The organism is Rhodanobacter sp. B2A1Ga4, assembly GCF_018101315.1.
GTDB lineage: Bacteria > Pseudomonadota > Gammaproteobacteria > Xanthomonadales > Rhodanobacteraceae > Rhodanobacter > Rhodanobacter thiooxydans_A.
The window spans coordinates 261,558-282,114 of record NZ_JADBJR010000003.1; the positions used below are offsets into that span (position 1 = coordinate 261,558).

General features: G+C 67.0%; 23 protein-coding genes, 1 tRNA gene and 1 other RNA gene. 16 read left to right on the forward strand and 9 right to left on the reverse strand.

Features of this window, described 5'->3' with window-relative positions:
* Nucleotides 1-65: 65 nt before the first annotated feature.
* The 7 genes from IMW82_RS12060 (at nucleotide 66) to cydX (ending at nucleotide 7,469) form a co-directional block, all read left to right on the forward strand.
* Nucleotides 66-2,366 (forward strand): DUF1631 family protein, encoded by a 2,301-nt coding sequence (locus tag IMW82_RS12060; RefSeq protein WP_211004608.1) that lies wholly within the window; start codon nucleotides 66-68, stop codon nucleotides 2,364-2,366.
* Entirely contained in the window at nucleotides 2,363-2,710 is a 348-nt protein-coding gene (locus IMW82_RS12065; protein ID WP_211004609.1) for a PilZ domain-containing protein, read from the forward strand. Before IMW82_RS12060 ends, IMW82_RS12065 begins: the two co-directional genes overlap by 4 nt.
* 264 nt (nucleotides 2,711-2,974) lie before the next feature.
* A complete protein-coding gene (gene pepQ, locus IMW82_RS12070) occupies nucleotides 2,975-4,291 on the forward strand; it encodes a Xaa-Pro dipeptidase (RefSeq protein ID WP_211004610.1) in 1,317 nt (438 codons plus the stop codon).
* An 82-nt stretch (nucleotides 4,292-4,373) separates the two neighbouring features.
* Nucleotides 4,374-4,604 (forward strand): cytochrome oxidase putative small subunit CydP, encoded by a 231-nt coding sequence (gene cydP, locus IMW82_RS12075; protein WP_211004611.1) that lies wholly within the window; start codon nucleotides 4,374-4,376, stop codon nucleotides 4,602-4,604.
* Entirely contained in the window at nucleotides 4,601-6,172 is a 1,572-nt protein-coding gene (locus IMW82_RS12080; protein WP_211004612.1) for a cytochrome ubiquinol oxidase subunit I, read from the forward strand. The genes cydP and IMW82_RS12080 overlap by 4 nt, the downstream gene beginning before the upstream one ends.
* 10 nt (nucleotides 6,173-6,182) lie before the next feature.
* A complete protein-coding gene (gene cydB, locus IMW82_RS12085; protein WP_211004613.1) occupies nucleotides 6,183-7,313 on the forward strand; it encodes a cytochrome d ubiquinol oxidase subunit II in 1,131 nt (376 codons plus the stop codon).
* Between the two features lie 15 nt (nucleotides 7,314-7,328).
* Complete coding sequence (gene cydX / locus IMW82_RS12090) at nucleotides 7,329-7,469, forward strand: cytochrome bd-I oxidase subunit CydX (RefSeq protein WP_211004614.1); 141 nt, start codon at nucleotides 7,329-7,331, stop codon at nucleotides 7,467-7,469.
* On the opposite strand, the gene IMW82_RS12095 is transcribed toward cydX, so the two are convergent.
* Together IMW82_RS12095 and IMW82_RS12100 are read right to left on the reverse strand one after the other, a co-directional pair.
* A complete protein-coding gene (locus tag IMW82_RS12095) occupies nucleotides 7,466-8,806 on the reverse strand; it encodes an aminopeptidase P N-terminal domain-containing protein (RefSeq protein WP_211004615.1) in 1,341 nt (446 codons plus the stop codon). The two genes, cydX and IMW82_RS12095, sit on opposite strands and share 4 nt — an antisense overlap.
* Entirely contained in the window at nucleotides 8,803-9,366 is a 564-nt protein-coding gene (locus IMW82_RS12100) for a UPF0149 family protein (RefSeq protein ID WP_211004616.1), read from the reverse strand. Before IMW82_RS12100 ends, IMW82_RS12095 begins: the two co-directional genes overlap by 4 nt.
* Before the next feature lie 97 nt (nucleotides 9,367-9,463).
* Between IMW82_RS12100 and IMW82_RS12105 the strand changes: the two genes are divergently transcribed.
* The 6 genes from IMW82_RS12105 (at nucleotide 9,464) to rpiA (ending at nucleotide 12,081) form a co-directional block, all read left to right on the forward strand.
* Complete coding sequence (locus IMW82_RS12105; protein WP_108471995.1) at nucleotides 9,464-9,703, forward strand: TIGR02449 family protein; 240 nt, start codon at nucleotides 9,464-9,466, stop codon at nucleotides 9,701-9,703.
* Between the two features lie 8 nt (nucleotides 9,704-9,711).
* Nucleotides 9,712-10,020: a cell division protein ZapA gene (locus IMW82_RS12110; RefSeq protein WP_108471996.1), complete on the forward strand. Its 309-nt coding sequence runs from the start codon at nucleotides 9,712-9,714 to the stop codon at nucleotides 10,018-10,020.
* A 77-nt stretch (nucleotides 10,021-10,097) separates the two neighbouring features.
* A non-coding RNA gene (ssrS, locus tag IMW82_RS12115) (6S RNA) lies at nucleotides 10,098-10,284 on the forward strand.
* Nucleotides 10,285-10,350: 66 nt separating this feature from the next.
* Nucleotides 10,351-10,956 (forward strand): 5-formyltetrahydrofolate cyclo-ligase, encoded by a 606-nt coding sequence (locus IMW82_RS12120; protein WP_211004617.1) that lies wholly within the window; start codon nucleotides 10,351-10,353, stop codon nucleotides 10,954-10,956.
* On the forward strand, nucleotides 10,953-11,405 hold the full coding sequence (locus IMW82_RS12125) for an EVE domain-containing protein (protein ID WP_211004618.1): 453 nt from the start codon (nucleotides 10,953-10,955) through the stop codon (nucleotides 11,403-11,405). Before IMW82_RS12120 ends, IMW82_RS12125 begins: the two co-directional genes overlap by 4 nt.
* A 34-nt stretch (nucleotides 11,406-11,439) precedes the next feature.
* Entirely contained in the window at nucleotides 11,440-12,081 is a 642-nt protein-coding gene (rpiA, locus tag IMW82_RS12130; RefSeq protein WP_211004619.1) for a ribose-5-phosphate isomerase RpiA, read from the forward strand.
* 135 nt (nucleotides 12,082-12,216) lie between these two features.
* Here rpiA and IMW82_RS12135 read toward each other — a convergent pair whose 3' ends face one another.
* The 4 genes from IMW82_RS12135 to rplM form a co-directional block, all read right to left on the reverse strand.
* The gene (locus IMW82_RS12135; protein ID WP_211004620.1) at nucleotides 12,217-14,139 is read right to left on the reverse strand and encodes a chloride channel protein; all 1,923 of its coding nucleotides are present in this window, start codon (nucleotides 14,137-14,139) and stop codon (nucleotides 12,217-12,219) included.
* A 231-nt stretch (nucleotides 14,140-14,370) separates the two neighbouring features.
* Nucleotides 14,371-14,445 (reverse strand) — tRNA-Gln (locus IMW82_RS12140).
* Between the two features lie 12 nt (nucleotides 14,446-14,457).
* Nucleotides 14,458-14,850 carry a 30S ribosomal protein S9 gene (gene rpsI, locus IMW82_RS12145; protein WP_108472017.1) on the reverse strand — a complete coding sequence of 131 codons (393 nt, stop codon included), beginning with the start codon at nucleotides 14,848-14,850 and terminating at the stop codon, nucleotides 14,458-14,460.
* Nucleotides 14,851-14,860: 10 nt separating this feature from the next.
* A complete protein-coding gene (rplM, locus tag IMW82_RS12150; protein WP_108472001.1) occupies nucleotides 14,861-15,289 on the reverse strand; it encodes a 50S ribosomal protein L13 in 429 nt (142 codons plus the stop codon).
* A gap of 287 nt (nucleotides 15,290-15,576) precedes the next feature.
* Here rplM and coq7 point away from each other — a divergent pair, with 287 nt between their 5' ends.
* Nucleotides 15,577-16,218, forward strand: a complete 642-nt coding sequence (gene coq7 / locus IMW82_RS12155) for a 2-polyprenyl-3-methyl-6-methoxy-1,4-benzoquinone monooxygenase (RefSeq protein ID WP_211004621.1) — start codon at nucleotides 15,577-15,579, stop codon at nucleotides 16,216-16,218.
* 36 nt (nucleotides 16,219-16,254) lie between these two features.
* Here coq7 and speD read toward each other — a convergent pair whose 3' ends face one another.
* A complete protein-coding gene (gene speD, locus IMW82_RS12160) occupies nucleotides 16,255-17,040 on the reverse strand; it encodes an adenosylmethionine decarboxylase (protein WP_108470658.1) in 786 nt (261 codons plus the stop codon).
* A 288-nt stretch (nucleotides 17,041-17,328) separates the two neighbouring features.
* Between speD and crp the strand changes: the two genes are divergently transcribed.
* Nucleotides 17,329-18,030: a cAMP-activated global transcriptional regulator CRP gene (gene crp, locus IMW82_RS12165; RefSeq protein WP_199909801.1), complete on the forward strand. Its 702-nt coding sequence runs from the start codon at nucleotides 17,329-17,331 to the stop codon at nucleotides 18,028-18,030.
* 91 nt (nucleotides 18,031-18,121) lie between these two features.
* Nucleotides 18,122-18,865 carry a sulfite exporter TauE/SafE family protein gene (locus IMW82_RS12170; protein ID WP_108470656.1) on the forward strand — a complete coding sequence of 248 codons (744 nt, stop codon included), beginning with the start codon at nucleotides 18,122-18,124 and terminating at the stop codon, nucleotides 18,863-18,865.
* Between the two features lie 114 nt (nucleotides 18,866-18,979).
* Here the strand turns inward: IMW82_RS12170 and IMW82_RS12175 are convergent, their stop codons facing one another.
* Together IMW82_RS12175 and trpC are read right to left on the reverse strand one after the other, a co-directional pair.
* Nucleotides 18,980-19,672, reverse strand: a complete 693-nt coding sequence (locus IMW82_RS12175) for a haloacid dehalogenase-like hydrolase (protein ID WP_211004762.1) — start codon at nucleotides 19,670-19,672, stop codon at nucleotides 18,980-18,982.
* A 5-nt stretch (nucleotides 19,673-19,677) separates the two neighbouring features.
* Entirely contained in the window at nucleotides 19,678-20,472 is a 795-nt protein-coding gene (trpC, locus tag IMW82_RS12180) for an indole-3-glycerol phosphate synthase TrpC (protein ID WP_211004622.1), read from the reverse strand.
* Between the last annotated feature and the right edge of the window lie 85 nt (nucleotides 20,473-20,557).

Here is a 20,557-nt window from a genome sequence, read left to right on the forward strand (position 1 = left end):
CGGATGGCATAGCCGCCGCAACCGGCATAGACTTGCCACTCCGGGGGAATCACCAAGGTTCATGCATGGATGTCGGGCACGATCGACGTCACTCATCCGCGTCGCACCATGGCGGCCGCATCGGCAGCGCGCGCTGGCCAGCGCGTGCGCAACGCCTGCTGGAGGCCAGCTACGGCCTGTGCGTGGAAGGCCTGCAGGAACCCCTGCGCCGCTGCCTGAGCGAATTCGAGAAGCAGCTTTTTGCGCTGGCCGAGCGCGCCCACCAAGCCTCCGAGCAGCAGGATTGCTTCGCCAGCCGGCAACGTGTGCTGCAGGGTCGCACCACCTTCGCGCAGCGTTTCATGGAACATCTCGGCAGCACGCTCAACGAGGTCGACAGCACTAGCACCAGCACCAGGCCGACCACGGCCGCCACCGGCGTCAAGCCGTGGCAAACACTGGCATTGGTCGACCCCGGCGAGCAGGAAGTGTCGATGGCCCTGGAACAGCTGGGCGCCCGCGGCGAGGTGCGCCACGGCAGCGTGCTGTACGAACTGGGCCACCGGCTGGCGGTGCTGATCGGCGCACCGCCACTGGAAGGCCAGGCGCTGCCGCTGGGGCCCTATGCGATAGCACAGACATGCCATGCGGCCGGCGCCGAGCTGGAACTGCCGCTGAAACATCAGCTGCTGCTGCTGCAGCATTTCGACCAGTGGGTGATCCAGGCGCTGGCGCCGTTGTACGACATCATCAACGCCCACCTGCAGGGCGACGGCATCCTGCCGCAGTTGCGCAGCATCCCGGTCCCGCGGCACATTGGCAAACGGGCACGCCCCCTCGCCGGCAGCGGTTCTGCCACGGCTGGCGAGCCGGCACCGGCAGCCGGCACGACGCAAGGCCATGGCACGGCGCAAGGCACCGGCTCCGGCGCGCCGATCGAGGTGCTGGAATCCCTGCGCGACCTGCTGGCGCGGCAACGCGCCAGCCAGAGTGGCGTCAGCGGCCAGGCGGTCGGCCGTGCCGCCAGCGAGCAGGAACTGGCCTCCGCACTGGGCGCGCTGCAGCTGCACCTGGCCCAGGTCACCGACCAGGCCGGCCGCGAGCTGCGCAGCGCGGCACGGCTGCGTGAGGAACTGCTGGCCCAGCTCAACGCCGGCAAACCCGGCGACGCGCCGCGCACCCAGCTCAGCGACGAGCAGGGTGACAAGGTGGAACTGGTCGCACGGCTGTTCGAGCAGCTTGGCCAACAGATGCAACAGGGCGGCAGCGCCCACCACCTGCTCAGCGACCTGCAACTGCCGGTGCTGCGCATGGCGGTGGCCGACCGCGGCTTTTTCGAGAAGCGCGAACATCCGGCACGGCGGCTGCTCGACACGGTGACCGCGGCGGCGAACGACTGGCTCGACGGCAGCGACGACGAGAGCAACCGCCCGCTGGCGACCAAGCTCGAGCAGCTGGTCAACCGCGCCAGCCAGGAACCGCCCAGCGCCGGCCTGTACACCACGCTGCTGGCCGACATCGAGCACCACCTGGCCCTGCTCACGCGCAAGGCGCAGGCGGCCGAGCGCCGCCATGTGGAGGCGGCACAGGGGCGCGAGCGGCTGGATCAGGCGCGCCATCGCGCCGGCGAGCTGATGACCGAACGCTTCACGCAATCGCCGCCGCGCGGCCTGCTGCGCGCCCTGCTCGACCGTGCCTGGTCCGACGTGCTGGCGCTGACCTTGTTGCGGCACGGCGAGGACAGCGAAGCGTTCCGCGCGCAACTGGCGATCACCGACCAGCTGCTCGGCCGCCTGCCGGTGGACGACCGTCTGCAACTGCAGGCGGAGGTGGAAGCCGGCCTGCAGCAGATCGGCATGCACGTCGAGGAGGCGGTGCAGGTGGCGCAGCGGCTGCTCGGCGCGGGCCGGCCCGGCCCCGCCGTGGAACTGCCCAGCGCCACCGACCTTGCGCTGCGCCTGAAGCAGCACCAGCGGCTGGGCGAACAGCAGGCCAGCCATGAAGCAGGCGCCGGCCCCGCACCAGCTGCCGCACCGGCGGTCGCGGCGCCCGACCCGCGCGAGCAGCGCATTGAGCAGCACCTGCGCGAGCTGCCGTTCGGCAGCTGGTTCGAGTTCGTCGATCCGGACACCGGGCAAATCGTCCGGCGCAAGCTGGCCTGGCACTCGCCGATGTCCGGGCGCTGCCTGCTGGTCAGCCGGCGCGGCCAGCGCGGCGAGGAGATGAGCCTGGCGCAACTGGCCCACGAGATCGCCAGCGGCCGCGTGTGCGAGGTGCCGGCGCAGCCGGAGAGCCTGCTCGACCGCGCCTGGCGCAGCCTCACCGGTAACCTGCGCCAGGCGGCCGAGCCGCGCCGCTCCACCCCACCGGGAGCCGCCCACCGATGAGCAGCAGCGACCAGCGCCGTGCCGAACGCAAGCGCGCCACCATCAATGCCATCGTCACCGACGCGATCAGCGGCCTGCCGATCGGCCATCTGGGCAACCTGTCGACCACCGGCATGCTGCTGATCAGCGCGCAGGCGCCGCGCAGCGAGGCGCTGTACCAGGTCAGCATGACCCTGCCCGGTTCGGAGCGGATGCTGGCCCAGTCACAACCGATCGAAGTCGGCATCCAGGAACAGTGGCACGAATCCGCCGCCAGTTCGGGGCAGATCTGGGCCGGCTACCGCATCGTGGCGATCACTGACGCCGACGCCGCCCGGATCGAGAGCTGGCTGGCGCAAGCCTGAGTCAGCCTGTTCAGAAGGGCGCTTGCCCAGGCGCCATCATTCCCGCGGCTTTCAACAGCCGCACGGCTGGTCAGGCAGGAATGACGAAACCCGGGGATCGAACCTCTAGGCAAGCGTCATGGCTCCGGCACTCCACTGGCAGCCATCGCGCCCGCGCGTCATCATGGGCGGCGTCCTTCCCTCCCCAGTTCACCACCAGCGGTCCCCGCCCTGCATGCCGCCGCGCACGCAGTGATTCGGCCGACCGGTGCCGCAGGAGTCCCCATGCACGACCAACTCGCCCGGCTGTATCCACACCACCTGGCCAGCGTGCGCGAACGCGCCGACAAAGCGCTCGCGCTGGGCGGCTTCGACCACCTGCTGGTCGCCGCCGGCACGCCGCCGCGCAAGTTCCTCGACGACCAGGACTACCCGTTCATCGCCCATCCGCATTTCAGGCACTGGCTGCCGCTGACCGATGCGCCGGGCAGCTGGATCGCGTACACCCCGGGCAGCAAGCCGAAGCTGATCTTCGTGCAGCCACGCGATTACTGGCATGTGGTGCCCGAGGCGCCGCACGGCTACTGGGTCGAACATTTCGACATCGTGATCGTGCGCAGCGCGGCGGAAGCCGTCGCGCAGCTGCCGGCCGGCAAGCGTGCGGTGATCGCTGCTGCCTGCCCCACCGTCGATGGCGTCGAGGCAAACAATCCGCCGACCGTGCTCGATTACCTGCACTGGCATCGTTCGTACAAGACGCCCTACGAACTGGCACTGATGCGTGAAGCCAGCCGCATCGGCACGCGCGCCCACCGCGCCGCCGCGGCCGCGTTCCGCGCCGGCGAGAGCGAGTTCGGCATCCACCTGGCCTACCTGGCCGCCGCGAAACAGATCGACGCCGAACTGCCCTACGCCAGCATCGTGGCGCTGAACGAACACGGCGCGGTACTGCACTACACGCACTTCGACCGCGCGCCGCCGGCACACCACCGCTCGTTCCTGATCGACGCCGGCGCCAGCGCCGCCGGCTACGCCAGCGACATCACGCGCACCTACGCCACTCCGCAGGCCGCCGAGTTCCAGGCACTGATCGACAGCGTAGACGCCGCCCAGCAGGGTTTCGTGGCGAAAGTGCGCGCCGGGCAGAGCTACCCCGAGCTGCACATCCACGCCCACCACGTGGTGGCCGGCGTGCTGCGCGAGCACGGCTTCATCCGCATGAGCGCGGAAAGCGCGGTCGAGTCCGGCGTCAGCAGCGCGTTCTTCCCGCACGGCTTGGGCCACCCGATCGGCCTGCAGGTGCACGACGTCGCCGGCTTCCAGCAGAGCGAACACGGCGGCAGCATCGCCCGCCCGGACGGCCATCCGTACCTGCGCATGACCCGCGTGCTGGAAGCAGACATGGTGGTGACGATCGAACCCGGCCTGTATTTCATCGACATGCTGCTGGCCGAACTGCGCGACAAGCCGGTCGCCGCCGACATCGACTGGGCTAGGGTCGACCACTTCCGCCAGTACGGCGGCATCCGCATCGAGGACGACGTGGTGTGCACCGACGGCGCACCGGAAAACCTCACGCGGGACGCGTTCGGCATGCTGTAACTCACTGCTGCGACATTCGTCCACATGGCCGAAACATCCCTGCGGCGTATGCTGACGGGCAGATAATGCACGGATTCGGCGCATGTCCAGTTCTCCGGTTTCCAGCACTTCCGCCGGGACCTTCGATAAGCCGCCGCGGCCACTGCGGCGGCTGACGCTTGAGCTGTTCGGTATCGTCGCGCTGAAGATCGCGGCGCTCACGCTGATCTGGTGGGTGGTGTTCGCGCCGCAGCCGAAACCCGACGTCAGCCCGGCTGCGATCGCACAGCGGCTGGCCCCCACCGCCCACGCGCCATCGGAAACCCAGCCATGATGCTGATCGACGCCGACGTCGTCACGCTGTCGCGCCTGCAGTTTGCGCTGACTGCGCTGTATCACTTCCTGTTCGTGCCACTGACGCTGGGGCTGGTGTGGATGCTGGCGATCATGGAGAGCGTCTATGTGATGACCGGGCGCGAGGTGTGGAAGCGCATGGTGCAGTTCTGGGGCGTGCTGTTCGGCATCAATTTCGCGATGGGCGTGGCCACCGGGGTGACCATGGAATTCCAGTTCGGCATGAACTGGGCGTACTACTCGCATTACGTCGGCGACATTTTCGGCGCGCCGCTGGCGATCGAGGGACTGATGGCGTTCTTCCTCGAAGCCACCCTGGTCGGCGTGTTCTTCATGGGCTGGGATCGCATCTCGCGCATCAAGCACCTGCTGGTGACGTGGTTCCTGGCGCTGGGCACCAGCCTGTCGGCGCTGTGGATCCTGGTGGCGAACGCGTGGATGCAGCATCCGGTCGGTTCCGCGTTCAACCCGGACACGATGCGCATGGAAGTGACCTCGTTCTCCGAGGTGTTCTTCAATCCGGTGGCGCAGGAGAAGTTCGTGCACACGGTGAGCGCCGGCTACGTGCTGGGGGCGATGTTCGTGCTGTCGATCAGCGCCTGGTACCTGCTGCGCGGACGCAACGTGGATTTCGCCAGGCGCTCGATGACGGTGGCGGCGAGCTTCGGGCTGGCGGCGGCGTTGTCGGTGGTGGTGCTGGGTGACGCGTCCGGCTACACCGTGTCGCTGAACCAGAAGATGAAGATGGCGGCGATCGAGGCGATGTGGCACACCGAGCCGGCACCGGCCTCGTTCACCCTGCTCGGCATCCCGGACGTACAGCAGCGCACCACCCACTTCGCGGTGAAGATTCCCTGGGTGATGGGTCTGATCGGCACCCGTTCGCTCGACGAAACGATGCCCGGCATCGCCGAACTGGTGGATGCCGCCAAGGGTCGCATCGGCAACGGCATCCAGGCCTACGACGCGATGCTGATGCTGCGCCAGGACAAGGACAACGTGCAGGCCAGGGCCACGCTGGCCGCGCACGACAAGGACCTGGGTTATGCGCTGCTGCTGAAGAAGTACGTGGACGATCCGCGCCAGGCAACGCCGGCGGACATCCAGAAGGCTGCCGACAGCACCATTCCGAACGTGCCGGTGCTGTTCTGGGCATTCCGCGTCATGGTCGGCTGCGGCTTCTATTTCATCGCACTGTTTGCGTTCTCGTTCTGGAAGGCCAGCACGCGCACGCTGGACAGCCGTCGCTGGTACCTGCGCCTGGCGCTGTGGAGCCTGCCGCTGCCGTGGATCGCGATTGAACTGGGCTGGATCGTGGCCGAGTACGGCCGCCAGCCGTGGGCAATCGACGGCGTGCTGCCGACGGCGCTGGGCGTATCGTCGGTGAGCGCCGGCCAGGTGCTGACTTCGCTCGGCGGCTTCGTGTTTTTCTACACCGCGTTGGCGATCGTCGACGTGTTCCTGATGCTGAAGTTCGTGCGCAAGGGGCCGGACGGGCTGGGCATCTGGCCGCCGGCGCTTGCCGCCATCCCATCCGGCCAGCACTGAGGACATCGCCATGCTCGACTACGCCACGCTGCGGATGATCTGGTGGGCCTTGCTCGGCACGCTGCTGATCGGCTTCGCGATCATGGATGGCTTCGACTTCGGCGTCGCCGGCCTGCTCAAGGTGCTGGGACGCGACAACGAGGAACGCAAGGTGCTGCTGGAAGGCATCGAGCCCACCTGGGAGGGCAACCAGGTGTGGTTCATCCTGGCCGGCGGCGCCACCTTCGCGGCGTGGCCGATGCTCTACGCGGTGTCGTTTTCCGGCATGTACATGGCGATTGCGCTGGTGTTGCTGGCGCTGATCCTGCGTCCGGTCGGCTTCAACTTCCGCGGCAAGATCCACGACTCGCGCTGGGCCTCGTTGTGGGACTGGGTGCTGACCGGCTCCGGGCTGGCGGTGATGCTGCTGGCCGGCGTCGCGTTCGGCAACCTGTTCCTCGGCCTGCCATTCCGCTTCGACGACGACCTGCGCATGAGCTGGCACGGCGGCTTCCTCGACCTGCTGCATCCGTTCGCGTTGCTGTGCGGCCTGGTCTCGCTGGGCATGTTGCTGGCGCACGGCGCCTGCTTCGCTGCGCTGAAGGCCGACCACGCCATCGCCGTGCGCGCGGTGGCGATCGCGCGCTGGGCAACCCTGGTGTTTGCCGTGCTGTATGTGCTGGCCGGCGTGTGGCTGGCCTGGGGCATCCCCGGCTACGCGATCGTCGGCCCGGTGCTCGCTGATGGCGTTTCCAATCCGTTGTACAAGCAGGTCGCCCTCGGCAGCAGCTGGTTTGCCGGCTACATGCAATATCCGTGGTTCTGGGCCGCGCCGCTGCTGGCGCTGGCCTCGGCGGTCGGCGTGCAGGCGCTGGTCGGCCGGCGCAGCGTGGCCGGCTTCATCGCCAGCAGCCTGATGGTCGGCAGCACGATCGCCTCGGCCGGCTTCGCGCTGTTCCCGTTCCTGCTGCCGTCCAGCCTCGACCCGCGTTCCAGCCTTACCGTGTGGGATGCCTCGTCGAGTCGCGGCACGCTGCAGCTGATGCTGCTGGCCACCCTCATGCTGCTGCCGATCGTCATCCTCTACACCAGTTGGGTATACCGGGTGATGCGCGGACGGGTCACGCTGGAGCAGGTGCGCAAGGCGCACGGCGGTTATTGAAGGGAGTGCGGACCGATGTGGTATTTCTCATGGATCCTCGGGCTGGGCCTGGCCTGCGCCTTCGCGATCCTCAACGCGATGTGGTACGAAGTGCATGCCACCGACGAGGCGAACCGGCTGCGTGACGACTCGGCATTGCCGGACGAACTGACTTAGCGCCGGGCCAGCAACGCCTCGATCGCCTCGGCCTCTTTCGGCACGGCGGCAGTCAGCACCTCGTTGCCGTCGCGGGTCACCGCCACGTCGTCCTCGATGCGGATGCCGATGCCGCGCCAGCGCTCGGCCACCGAGCGGTCGTCCGGCGGCACGTACAAACCCGGCTCCACCGTCAGCACCATGTCCGGTTCGAGCAGGCGCGATTCGCCGTCGACCCGGTAATCGCCCACGTCGTGCACGTCCAGCCCCAGCCAGTGGCCGGTCTTGGCCGGAAAATAGCGCCGGTAGCTGCCGTCGGCGATCGCCGTGTCGGCATCGCCCTTGAGCAGGCCCAGTTCGCACAGGCCTTCGGCCAGCACGCGCACCGCCGCCGTGTGCGCGGCGCCGAACGGCCGCCCCGGACGCACCTCGTCGATCGCCGCCAGCTGCGCGGCCAGCACCACTTCGTACAGCGCGCGCTGCTCGCGGCTGTAACGGCCGTTGACCGGGAACGTGCGGCTGATGTCGGACGCATAGCAGTCCAGTTCGGCGCCGGCGTCGATCAGCAGCAGCTCGCCGTCGCGCAACGCCGCGCGGTTGCTCTGGTAGTGCATCACGCAGGCATTCGCGCCACCGGCGACGGTCGGCGAAAATGCCGGCACCGCGCCGCGGCTGCGCACCACGCGCAACAGCTCGGCTTCCACCTCGTATTCGTGGCGACCGGGCGCGGCGATCCGCATGGCGGCCAGGTGCGCGTCCACCGCGATCGACGCGGACGCGCGCATCAGCTTCAGCTCGGCACGCGACTTGTACAGGCGCAGATCGTGCAGCAGGTGGCCGAGCGCCACGAATTCCTTCGGCACCACACCGCCGCCGCGCAACTGGCGCAGGCGGCGCATCCAGCCGAGCAGTTGCGCGTCGAACTCCGGCTCACGGCCGAAATGGCAGTACACCCGGCCGCGACCCTCGATCATGCCGGGCAGGATGTCGTCGATATCCTCGATCGGAAACGCGTCGTCCATGCCGTAGGCGGCCACCGCCTGCTCGGCGCCGATCGACTGGCCGTGCCAGCGTTCACGCTCGGGATCGTGTTCGCGGCAGAACAGCACCGCCTCGCCGTGCCGGCGCCCCGGCAACAGCGCCAGCACCGCGTCGGATTCGGGGAAGCCGGCCAGGTAATGGAAGTCCGAATCCTGCCGGTACGGCCACGCCGCGTCGGCATTGCGCATGCGCTCGGGCGCGGCGGCGACCAGCAGCACCGCCTCCTCGCCCGCCATCTGCATCAGCTGGCGCCGGCGTCGCGCGAATTCGTCCGGGCCGATCGCCAGCGCGGCCAGTTTCGGCGCGCTCGGGATCAATGCACGGTGCCGCTGGCGGACGGATCGGGCGCGGCGCACTCGGTGTACAGCAGCATCGCGGCGACGCGCACGAACTCCTGCACCTCGATCAGCGCGTCCTCGTCTTCGTCCTCGCTGCCGAAATCGAACGACGAGGCGGCGATCGTACCGAGATCGCGCAGCACCTCCTGCGCCTCGTCCGACAACTGCGCATGCGCCGCCGTGCCGGCCAGGCCGAAGCCGCCGAGGAAGCCGCGGCACCAGTCGACCATCGCCTCGGCGCGCTGCTCCAGCGGACGGTCATCCTCCGGCAGCAGCGGCTCGAAGCCCAGCTCGGGGTCGGCCAGTTCGGTTTCGCTCTGCCGGGCCAGCCGGGCCAGCAGGGCCAGGTCGTCCGCATCGGCGTCGGTCGCCTCGCCATCGAGCTGCAGCGCGGCCAGCACCGAGCTGCCGCGCAGCGAGCCGCCGCCGGCCAGGTAGCCGCACAGCGAGCCATGCAGTTCGCTGGCCTCGGTGCCCAGGCGCAGGCGCCTGACCAGCGCGTCGATATCGTCGTGACCCACGAGTCCGGGTGCCGTCATGGCGTTGCTCCTGCTGGGAATGGCCGCCAGTTTAATGCAGCCCGGCCCCACCTCCGCGCCGGCTGATTTCCGCCGGCGTCCTGTTATAGTTTCGGGCATGAGTACGCCCGATCCCCTCCAGCCCGATCCGGTCCATCAGGAGTTGGCCTCCCTGGCCCGGCAGCTTGACCGGCTGCTCGATACGGTGCGCCGGCTCACCGAGGAAAACCGCAGCCTGCGCCAGAGCCAGGAGCAACTGTCCGGCGAACGCGCCGGCCTGCTGGCCCGCAACGAGCAGGCCCGCAGCCGCGTCGAGGCGATGATCCAGCGGCTCAAATCGCTTGAAAGCAACGGCTGATAGAAACCATGTCCAGCAGTGAACCGGTCGCGCTGCGACTGATCGACCGAGAATTCCTGATCGCCTGCGCGCCGGAAGAGCGCGACGGCCTGCTCGAGGCTGCCGGCTTTCTCGACCGCAAGATGCGCGAGCTGCGCGCGAACGCGAAGGCGCCCAGTTTCGAGCGGCTGGCGGTACTCGCCGCGATCAGCGTGGCACACGAATTCCTCAGCCTGCGCAAGCAGCACGACAACCAGGAACAGCGTCTCAGCGACGGCCTCGCCGCGCTGCGAAGCAAGCTTGATGCCGTTCTCGACAGCGAGCCAGTCAAGCGCTGAACAAGCTTGCCTGCATGAACCCGGGCTGGCCGCGGACAGTGGCGCATTCGGGATCAAGCGCCTAAAATCGCTCTCGGCGTTTTCTGCGATGTGCGCCAGCACACTCTTACATTTGCCTTGTTCCTAAATACGGCCCCGGGTCGGCTTCACATCGGCTGTTGTGCATGTCCGCCACGTGCGGAAAGCCTTGAGGCCATGTAGCTCTCCCACCTGATCCATCGTGGATCAAGGTCGTTCGGTGGGCAGCGGCATCGCGGTTGACGCCACTCATTCCCCCGCCCCGTTCGTCCCGCGACGAACGGGGCGAACTACGACGGAGCTGCGCGAAACGTGGACGCCCCCGCCCGACGACGCGAGCTTCGCCAGCGCCTGGCCGACCAGCGCCGCGCCCTGCCACCGGCCGAGCGCATCGCCGCCGCGCAGGGCCTGCGCCGCAGCCTTGAACAACTCCCCGAATACCTCACCGACGCACGCGTGGCCGGCTACTGGGCCAGCCATGGCGAGCTGCCGCTGAACCTGGCGATCGCGCCGCTGGCCGGCCGCGGCCAGCAGTTCCTGCTGCCGGTGATCGGCCGCGACAAACTCCTGCGCTTCGCACCCTGGCAATCCGGCGACGACGTGCAGCCGAACCGCTACGGCATCCCCGAACCGGTCGCGCCGGGCGAACTGCTGGAACCGTTCCAGCTCGACCTGGTATTCGTGCCGCTGCTCGGTTTCGACCGTCGCGGCAACCGGCTCGGCCATGGCGGCGGCTACTACGACCGCAGCTTCGCCTTCCTCAACGAGCAGGTGCGCCCGACCGAACCGCTGCTGGTCGGCATCGGTTACGCGTTCCAGGAATTGCCGCAGGTCGAGGAGGAAGTGTGGGACGTGCCGCTCGACTTCATCGCCAGCGAGCGCGAGCTGATCGACTGTCACCCGGAAGCAAACGCATGAACCACTGGCTGATGAAGTCCGAGCCGGACACGTTCTCGATCGACGACCTCAAGCGCAAGAAGCACGAAGCCTGGGACGGCGTGCGCAACTACCAGGCACGCAACTACATGCGCGACGGCATGCGCGTGGGCGACCCGGTGTTCTTCTACCACTCCAACTGCGCCGTGCCCGGCATCGTCGGCATCGCCGCAGTGGCCACGGATGCGTACCCCGATCCCAGCCAGTTCGATCCGAACAGCAAGTACTTCGACCCCGGCAGCTCGCGCGACAACCCGCGCTGGATGCTGGTGGACGTGAAGTTCGTGAAGAAGCTCAAGCGCACGATCAGCCTGGACGAACTGAAAAACGACGCTGCCCTCGCCGACATGCCGCTGTTGCGCAAGGGCAACCGGCTGTCGGTGATGCCGGTCGAGGCGACATACTGGAAACACATCCTCGCGCTGGAATGAGCGCGAACCGACCACCCTCCACCGGAATCCACCGATGAGCAACGCCAACGAAAAACGCCAGGCCGGCGAAGCCGCGATCCGCTACGTCGAGGACGGCGCCATCGTCGGCGTCGGCACCGGCTCCACTGTGGCGTTCTTCATCGACGCGCTGGCCGACCTGAAGCACCGCATCCAGGGCGCGGTGTCCAGCTCGGAGCAGTCCACCGCGCAGCTGAAGAAGCTGGGCATCCCGGTGCTCGACCTCAACGCCGCCGGCCCGCTGACGCTCTATGTCGACGGCGCCGACGAGTGCGATCCACACAAGCGGCTGATCAAGGGCGGCGGTGCGGCGCTGACGCGCGAGAAGATCGTGGCGGCAGCCAGCGAGAAGTTCGTCTGCATCATCGACTCCAGCAAACAGGTCAAGCTGCTCGGCAAGTTCCCGGTGCCGATCGAAGTGATCCCGATGGCGCGTAGCCTGGTCGGCCGCGAAATCATCAAGCGCGGCGGCCAGCCGGTATGGCGCGACGGCGTGGTCACTGACAACGGCAACTGGATCATCGACGTGCACGGCTGGCAGATCGTCGACCCGGCCGCGCTGGAGAGTGAACTGAACCAGCTGCCCGGCATCGTCACCGTCGGCCTGTTTGCGCGGCGCCCGGCCGACGTGGTGCTGGTTGGCGATCGCGAGATGTGAAGTGCCGGTACCGCGCGGCATGAGTGCCGCGCCGGCCATGCAACGTGCCAGCCTGGGCTGGCCATCAATCTCCACCGTCGCATCCTGCTGATGCGAGAACGCCTGAATCTGCGGGCGTAATGCGCCCGCGGATGTTTACGCCGCGGGCGCTGCCTTGTTCGACTTGCCCAGCTTGATGTGCCGGCCCTTGAAACGCGCCTCGCGCAGGCGCTGGGCGTGGGACGCCAGGATATCCCCACGGGTGACGATGCCCACCAGCTTGCGCGGATCGCTCTTGCTCACCACGGCCAGCCGCCCGACGTTTTCGGCAACCATGTGGTCGGCGGCCTCGCGCAGCGAATGGGTTTCATCGACCGCAATCGGTGCCTGCGTGATCAGTTCACTCAACGCCAGCGTGTAATGCCATTGCGGGTCGAGCAGGGTACGTCGGGGCAGCATGCCCTTCACGTGACCCTTCTCGTCGATGACCGGATAGCTCCGGTGCTGGGTGTCGGCGGAGTCCTCGGCCAGCCAGCGCCGTACTTCCGCCAGCGTCTGGGTGGTCTGCAAGGTCACCACATTGCGCGAACACACCGTGCCCACGCTCACCTGCTCCAGGTAATCGGCCGCATATTCGGACGGCACTTTCACACCACGGCGGGCGATCTTCTCGGTCATGATCGTGTTGTGCATGAGCAGGGCCGAGATCAGGTAGGCCGCGGTGCAGCCTCCAAGCAAGGGCAACAGGCACGCGGGCTGACGCGTGGTTTCAAAGGCAAACACCACCGCAGTCAGCAGGGCGCGCGAGGAGCCGGCAAAAATGGCCGCCATGCCCACCAGCGCCGCGATACGCGGATCGACGTTGAGGCCCGGGACCAGATGATTGATGCCGATGCCGATCACCGCACCCAGCGATCCACCGATCATGAACAACGGAGCCAGCGTACCGCCGGAGGTACCACTGCCCAGCGCGATGACCCAGGAAACAAACTTCAACGCGCCAAAGCTGAGCAGCACGGTGAGGCCGAAGTGACCCTGTACCAGCGCATCGATGTTGTCGTAGCCCACGCCCAGGGTCCGCGGCTCGATCCAGCCCACCACACCTGCAACGAGTGCTCCGAGCGCCGGCCACCACATCCAGTGGATCGGCAGCTTCTCGAACATATCCTCGACCCCGTACACGGCCTTGGTCACCCACACCGAGGCAAAGCCGACCAGGCCACCGATCAGCACGAAGCTGATCAAGGCCCAGCCACCCGGCTGCAGCACTTCAGGCATCGGAAATACCGGCGCCGAACCGTAGGTGGCGTAGCGGACGCCAACGGCCGTCACCGCAGCCAGAGCCACCGGAATCAGCGAGCGCGGGCGCAGTTCGAACAACAGCAATTCCACCGCCAGCACCAGCGACGCCACCGGCGCCCCGAATACCGCGGCCATGCCGGCAGCCGCACCCGCCGCCAGCAACACCTTGCGCTCGTTCGCAGTGACCCGCAGCAGCTGGCCAATCAGCGAACCCATGGCGCCGCCGGTGGAGATGATCGGCCCCTCGGCACCGAACGGGCCGCCGGTACCAATGGCAAACGCCGACGACAGCGGCTTCAACCAGGTGATCCGCGCCGGGATGTTGGATTCATTGGTGAGGATCTGCTCCATCGCCTCGGGAATGCCGTGCCCCTGGATCGCCCGCGAGCCCCAGCGTGCCATGACGCCCGCAAGCAGGCCGCCAATGACCGGAATCAGGATGACCCATGCACCCAGCTGGTTGTCGGCCGGCGACAGCACGAACGAGCCCGCATGCGCATGCGGGCCGATCACGTCCGATACCCGACCGTAGAAGCACAGATCGGTGATCAGGTTGATCGTCAGCATCAACAGTTGCGCGACATAAGCCGCCACGACACCCAGAATCACCGCCAGTACGCTGATCAGCAGGATGCGGCGCGTGACCAGGGTGGATTTGCGCGGCATCCGCGCGGCATCCAGTGAAAGGCCCAGTGCGGGCGCAATCGGCAGTGCATCCGTACTGCCTACCGTACGCACATCGGTATGCTCCACGGGGGTGTCAGTGGCTGGCGTCATGAAATCATCGCAGAGGTGAAACCGGAAATTTTACTCTGGTGCACCGCAAAACCGAAGGGGCGAAGTCCATGAATTTGCACGCAATATCTTGCTGTTCTGCGGCAGCACTTCGGCTCGAAAGCGGTGACGCCCTGTCCCCGACCGCACCCTCGGTAGAACGAAAAAGCCCGCCGTAAGGCGGGCTTCTCGACCGGATCACCACGCATCACTGCGGGTATCGGCATCTGGATTTGGCAGCCCCGGATGGATTCGAACCACCGAATGCCTGAGTCAGAGTCAGGTGCCTTACCGCTTGGCGACGGGGCTATGAAGCTTGGTTTAGCGCTTGGAGAACTGCGTGGCGCGACGTGCCTTGTGCAGACCGACCTTCTTGCGCTCGACCTCGCGGGCGTCGCGGGTCACGAAGCCGGCCTTGCGCAGCGGCGACTTCAGGCTTTCATCGTACTCGATCAGCGCGCGGGCGATGCCCAGGCGGATCGCGCCGGCCTGGCCGGTGATGCCGCCGCCGGCGACCGTCACCTTGATGTCGAACTTGCCGGTGCTCTCGGTCAGTTCGAGCGGCTGGCGCACGATCATGCACGAGGTCTCGCGACCGAAGAACTGCTCGAGCGACTTGCCGTTGACTTCGATGGCGCCGCTGCCCTTGCGCAGGAACACGCGGGCGGCGGAGGTCTTGCGGCGGCCGGTGCCGTAATTCTGCTGGATTGCCATGCTCATTTCCTTAGATCTCCAGCGCCTGCGGCTGCTGTGCGGTATGCGGATGCTCGGCACCGCCGTAGACCTTAAGCTTGCGATACATCTCGCGGCCCAGCGGGTTCTTCGGCAGCATGCCCTTGACGGCGATCTCGATCACGCGCTCCGGGTAGGTCGCCAGCAGGTCCTTCAGACTGGTGGTCTTCAGGTTGCCGACGTAGCCGGTGAAGCGGTGGTACTTCTTGTCGTCCAGCTTGGCACCGGTGACGGCCACCTTCTGCGCGTTGATCACCACGATATAATCGCCGGTATCGCAGTGCGGGGTGTATTCCGGCTTGTGCTTGCCGCGCAGACGACGGGCGATTTCGGTCGACAGGCGACCGAGCGTCTTGTTCGTGGCATCGACCACGAACCAGTCGCGCTTGACGTTGTCGGCATTGGCGCTAAACGTTTTCATTTCAGAATACCTGTCTGCCGCCGTGAGGCGGTACGCATGATCCGGGAAAGCATGCTTCGGTGGAACAAAGGCGCGAGATGATAGCGGAGCCGTCATCCATGGCGCAAGCCCACCGGTCGGCGAGCTGTGAGCTGGCAATGATAGCATGATCACCAGGCTGCTTGAAAAGTCCCCCTGTGGGCTGGCCGTATCGCCGAACTGGCCGACCAGTGCGTGCAGCGCGGACTTTGCCTGCCGGCCGGTTCCTCCCTGACCCTGCTGGCCGAACAATCGCAACGGGAAACCCCATGAACGTGCGCACATTGAGCCCCTTCGACCGCCTGCTCGCCGGCTGCGAACGCGCGCTGGAAGCGATCGCCGGCACGCCCCGCGCCCATCGTCCCTCGCCCGCTGCCGGCCTCGCCGAGGCGGAGTTCGACGAGGCCGAGCGCCGCCATGCCGCCGGCTTGATGCGCATCAACCATACCGGCGAGGTCTGCGCGCAGGCGCTGTACTTCGGCCAGGCCGCACTGGCGCGCAACGCCGACAACCGCCAGCACCTGCTGCATGCCGCGGTCGAGGAAACCGATCACCTGGCCTGGTGCGCCGAACGGCTGCAGCAACTGGACAGCCGCCCCAGTCTGCTCAACCCGCTGTGGTACGCCGGCAGCTACGCGATCGGTGCCGCCGCCGCGCTGGCCGGCGACCCGGTCAGCCTCGGCTTCGTGGTGGAAACCGAGCGCCAGGTGGAAGCGCACCTGGCCGAACACCTGGAAAAGCTGCCCGTGCAGGACCAGCGCTCGCGCGCCGTGCTGACACAGATGCAGTCGGACGAGATCCGCCACGCGCAGGCCGCACGGCAACGAGGCGGCATCCAGCTGCCGTTCCCGCTGCCGCAGCTGATGCACGCCAGCTCGATGGTGATGAAGACGGTGGCTTATCGCCTGTAGGAGGAACAAAAAACCCGCCTCTCGGCGGGTTTTTTGTCACATCAGGTTGCGGCCGTGGAACAGTTCCTCGATCTCGCGGCGCAGCAGCGACTCGATGCGCTGGCGCTCCTTGAACGAGAGGTCGTCGGCGTGCGAGTCGAACAGGTACGTCTCCAGGTCGAAGTCCTTGATGTGCATCTTCGTGTGGAACATGTTCTCCTGGTACACGTTGACGTCGAACATCTCGTACTTCTGGCGGATGTGCTTGGCCAGGTAGTCCTGCACCGAATTGATCTTGTGGTCGATGAAGTGCTTCTTGCCCTTGATGTCGCGGGTGAAGCCGCGCACGCGGTAGTCGCACACCACGATGTCCGACTCGAAGCTGTCGATCAGGTAGTTCAGCGCCTTCAGCGGCGAGATCACGCCGCAGGTGGCCACGTCGATGTCCGCGCGGAACGTGGCGATGCCGTTGTGCGGATGCGTTTCCGGATAGGTGTGGACGGTGATGTGGCTCTTGTCCATGTGCGCGACCACGGCACCGGAAATGGTGTCGCGGCCCAGTTTCTCGACCACCGGCTCCTCGGAGATCAGCATGGTCACCGAGGCGCCCTGCGGGTCGTAGTCCTGGCGCGCGATGTTGAGGATGTTCGCGCCGATGATCTCGGCCACATCGGTGAGGATCTGGGTCAGCCGGTCGGCGTCGTACTGGTCATCGATGTACTCGATGTAGTTGCGGCGCTGGTCTTCCGACACCGCATAGCAGATGTCGTAGATGTTGAAGCTCAACGCCTTGGTCAGGTTGTTGAAACCCTGCAGGCGCAGACGGGGAAGTGGCTTGACCACGGGCAGCTCTCCATGACCGGACTTCGGCCATCAGCAGAGGCGGGTTAGCGACAAGGGTCCCCGCGATATGGTGTGAAGTACAGGCGCGCAGCCTGCACGACCCTTGCGTATCGCATGCGACAATCCTGCCGCATACGGAAGACCGCGAATTATGGGGCAAAAGAACGAGAAATTGAACCTGTCGCAAATCGTCAGGTTTGCCATAATGCCAAGCTTGCAGGGATGGTCCGCGGACAAGCAGTGCCGTGTGGCAATGGCCGCCGCTGTGACTTCAACCATCTGTGGGGGATAAACGTGGCGCAACTCAAGTACCAGCTCCAACAGGCTTTCGAACGTTCGCAGGCACCGCTTGGCTTCGCCCCGGACCCCGCCTCCATGGAGCGATTCCTGGCCCTGTGCCACCGCCGGCGCTACCCGGGCAAGACCGCGATCATCCGCCCCGGCGACCCGGCCAACACCTTGTATTACGTGGTCGAGGGCTCGCTGGCGGTATGCACCGAGGACGAGCAGGGTCGCGAACTGATCCTTGCCTACATCAGCCGCGGCCAGTTCATCGGCGAAATGGGCCTGTTCGTGGAGCAGGCCCAGCGCGAGTCGATGGTGCGCACGCGCACCCCGTGCGAGATGGCCGAGGTCAGCTACGAGCGCCTGTTCCAGCTGATGGAGGGCCCGCTGCGCGAGGAATGCCCGAAGATCCTGTTCGCCATCGGCTCGCAGCTGACCAACCGCCTGCTGCGCACCTCGCGCCAGGTCAGCCGGATGGCGTTCATGGACGTCACCAACCGCATCTCGCGCACCCTGCTCGACCTGTGCCAGGAGCCGGATTCGATGACCCACCCGGACGGCACCCAGATCCGCATCTCGCGCCAGGAAGTGAGCCGCATCGTGGGCTGTTCGCGCGAAATGGTCGGCCGCGTGCTCAAGCAGCTGGAAGAGCAACGGATGATCGACGTCTCCGGCAAGACCATCGTGGTGCGTGGCACGCGCTGAGCCCTCGCGAAGCACCCCGCGCACCGTCTGAACCGGTTTTTTACGAAGACTGGTCGAGGATGGTGCCTCGCCACCGGCTGCGAGATGACGCTTGGATTACGGACAGTTCTTCATCTTTGCAGGTGTCGGTCTGCTCGCCCAACTGGTCGATGGCGCGCTGGGCATGGCCTACGGCCTGGTCTCCAACTCGATCCTGCTGGCGCTGGGCCTGCCGCCGGCGGTGGCCAGCGCCACCGTGCATACCGCCGAGGTGTTCACCACCGGCGTCTCCGGTGCGTCGCACGCCTGGTTCGGCAACGTGCGCTGGAGCCTGTTCTGGCAACTGGCCATTCCCGGCGCGATCGGCGGCATCCTTGGCGCGACCTTCCTGGCCAGCGTGCCGGGCGAGGCGATCCGGCCCTGGGTCAACGCCTACCTGCTGATCCTCGGCACGATGGTGCTGCTGCGCGCCTTCGGCAAGCGGCTGACCCGCCACCAGGTGCAGCACAGCGGCGTGCTGGGCTTCTTCGCCGGGCTGCTCGACGCGATCGGCGGCGGCGGCTGGGGGCCGCTGGCCACCAGCACCCTGATCGCGCGCGGTGGCGGCGTGCGCAGCACGATCGGCTCGGTCAACGCCGCCGAGTTCGTGGTGACGGTCTGTGTCTCCGCCACCCTGGTCTGGCATGTCGGCGTCGGCCACTGGCCGATCGTGCTCGGTCTGCTCACCGGCGGCGTGATCGCCGCGCCGTTCGCCGCCTGGCTGGTGCGCCACCTGCCCGAGCAGGCCGTGATGGCCGCCGTGGGCAGCCTGATCGTGCTGATCAGCCTGGGCCAACTGGCGCAAGCACTGCTGTAGGCGCGAGGGAAGTGATTCCCGTGCCGGAGGTTGCTGCGCAGGGCGGTACTAGCCACCGCTCGCGCCGGGCAGAACCGGCGGCAGTGCCCGTGCTGCGAAACCACGAAACCGTAATCAGAACCACTCGACGCGGGTGACCGCGCGGCCCAGCGCCCTCTCCATCTTCTTGCACAGCGTGGGCGTGCCATTGACCAGTACTGCTTCGGCGGCCAGTTTCAGCATCGGCGCGTCGTACATCGAATCGCCATAGGCCAGCTGCCATGCCTCGACGCCGCGCTCGGCCAGCGACTGCACCTTGCGCCGCCCCACGTTGTGCCGCAGCAGGCGCATGCCGAGCCAGCCGGGACGCAGTTGCGAAGCGAGGACTTCCAGATCGGTCAGTCCCAGTTGCTGCAGGATGCCGCTGGCCAGGGTGTGCTCGCAGCCGGTCACCACGATCACCCGGTCGCCCTGCAACTGGTGTCGGCGCAGTGCCTGCAGGCCAGCGCGACAGAACTGCTTCGGCCGCCGCGCCAGGGTCGCGGCGAACGCGCCCGCAGCGGTCTGGTAACGCCGTTCATCCAGACCCAACAGGGCGATACGCACCAGCGTGTGCATCGGCCCGCGCCACGAGAACGGGCGCAGCAACAGCAGCAGCGGCGAACACAGCAGGGCCAGCGCGCAACGCCACGGCGAACGCCGGTAGCGCTCACGCATGAACAGATAAAACGAATCGCCGCGGATCAGCACGCCATCGAAATCGAACAGCACCACGCGCGGCAATGCCGCATCCGTGCTTGCTGGCGCCAGCGCCCCCTGCTCCGGCATCACGGTCACGGGATCGAGAACAACCGCCGCAATTCGGCACCCGGGTCTTCGGCGCGCATGAACGCCTCGCCGACCAGGAACGCCTGGATGCCGCCCTCGCGCAGGCGCGCCACGTCTTCCGGCGTATGGATCCCCGATTCGGCCACCAGCACGCGGTCGTACTCGACCAGTTCCTGCAGGGCCAGCGAGGTCTCCAGCGAGGTCTCGAAGCTGCGCAGGTTGCGGTTGTTCACGCCGATCAGCGGCACCGGCAACGCCAGCGCGCGTTCCAGTTCCTCTTCGTCATGCACCTCGCACAGCACGTCCAGGTCGAGCTCCGCCGCCAGCAGCGACAGCTGCAGCAGCACGTCGTCGTCCAGCGCCGAGACGATCAGCAGGATGCAGTCGGCGCCGATCGCGCGCGCCTCGTACACCTGGTACGCGTCGATGATGAAGTCCTTGCGCAGTACCGGCAGCGAGCACGCCTCGCGCGCCTGCTGCAGGAACGCCTCGCTACCCTGGAAGAAGTCGCTGTCGGTCAGCACCGACAGGCAGGCCGCGCCGGCGGCCGCGTAGCTCTTCGCGATCGCTGCCGGGTCGAAATCCTTGCGGATCAACCCCTTGCTGGGGCTGGCCTTCTTCACCTCGGCGATCACCGCCGGCAAGCCGGCGTCGATCTTCGCCTCGATCGCCGCGGCGAAACCGCGGGTGCCGGGCAGCTCCGCGATGCGCGCGATCAGTTCGGCCTCCGGCAGCCGTGCCCGGCGTTCGGCAACCTCTTCCGCCTTGCGGGCAAGAATGCGATTGAGGATGTCAGTCATGGCATCTCACTGATGGTGTAGGAGCGCATCCCATGCGCGACAAGAACCCCGGCACACCGGGGGCGGCAGCAGCTTCGCACACCGC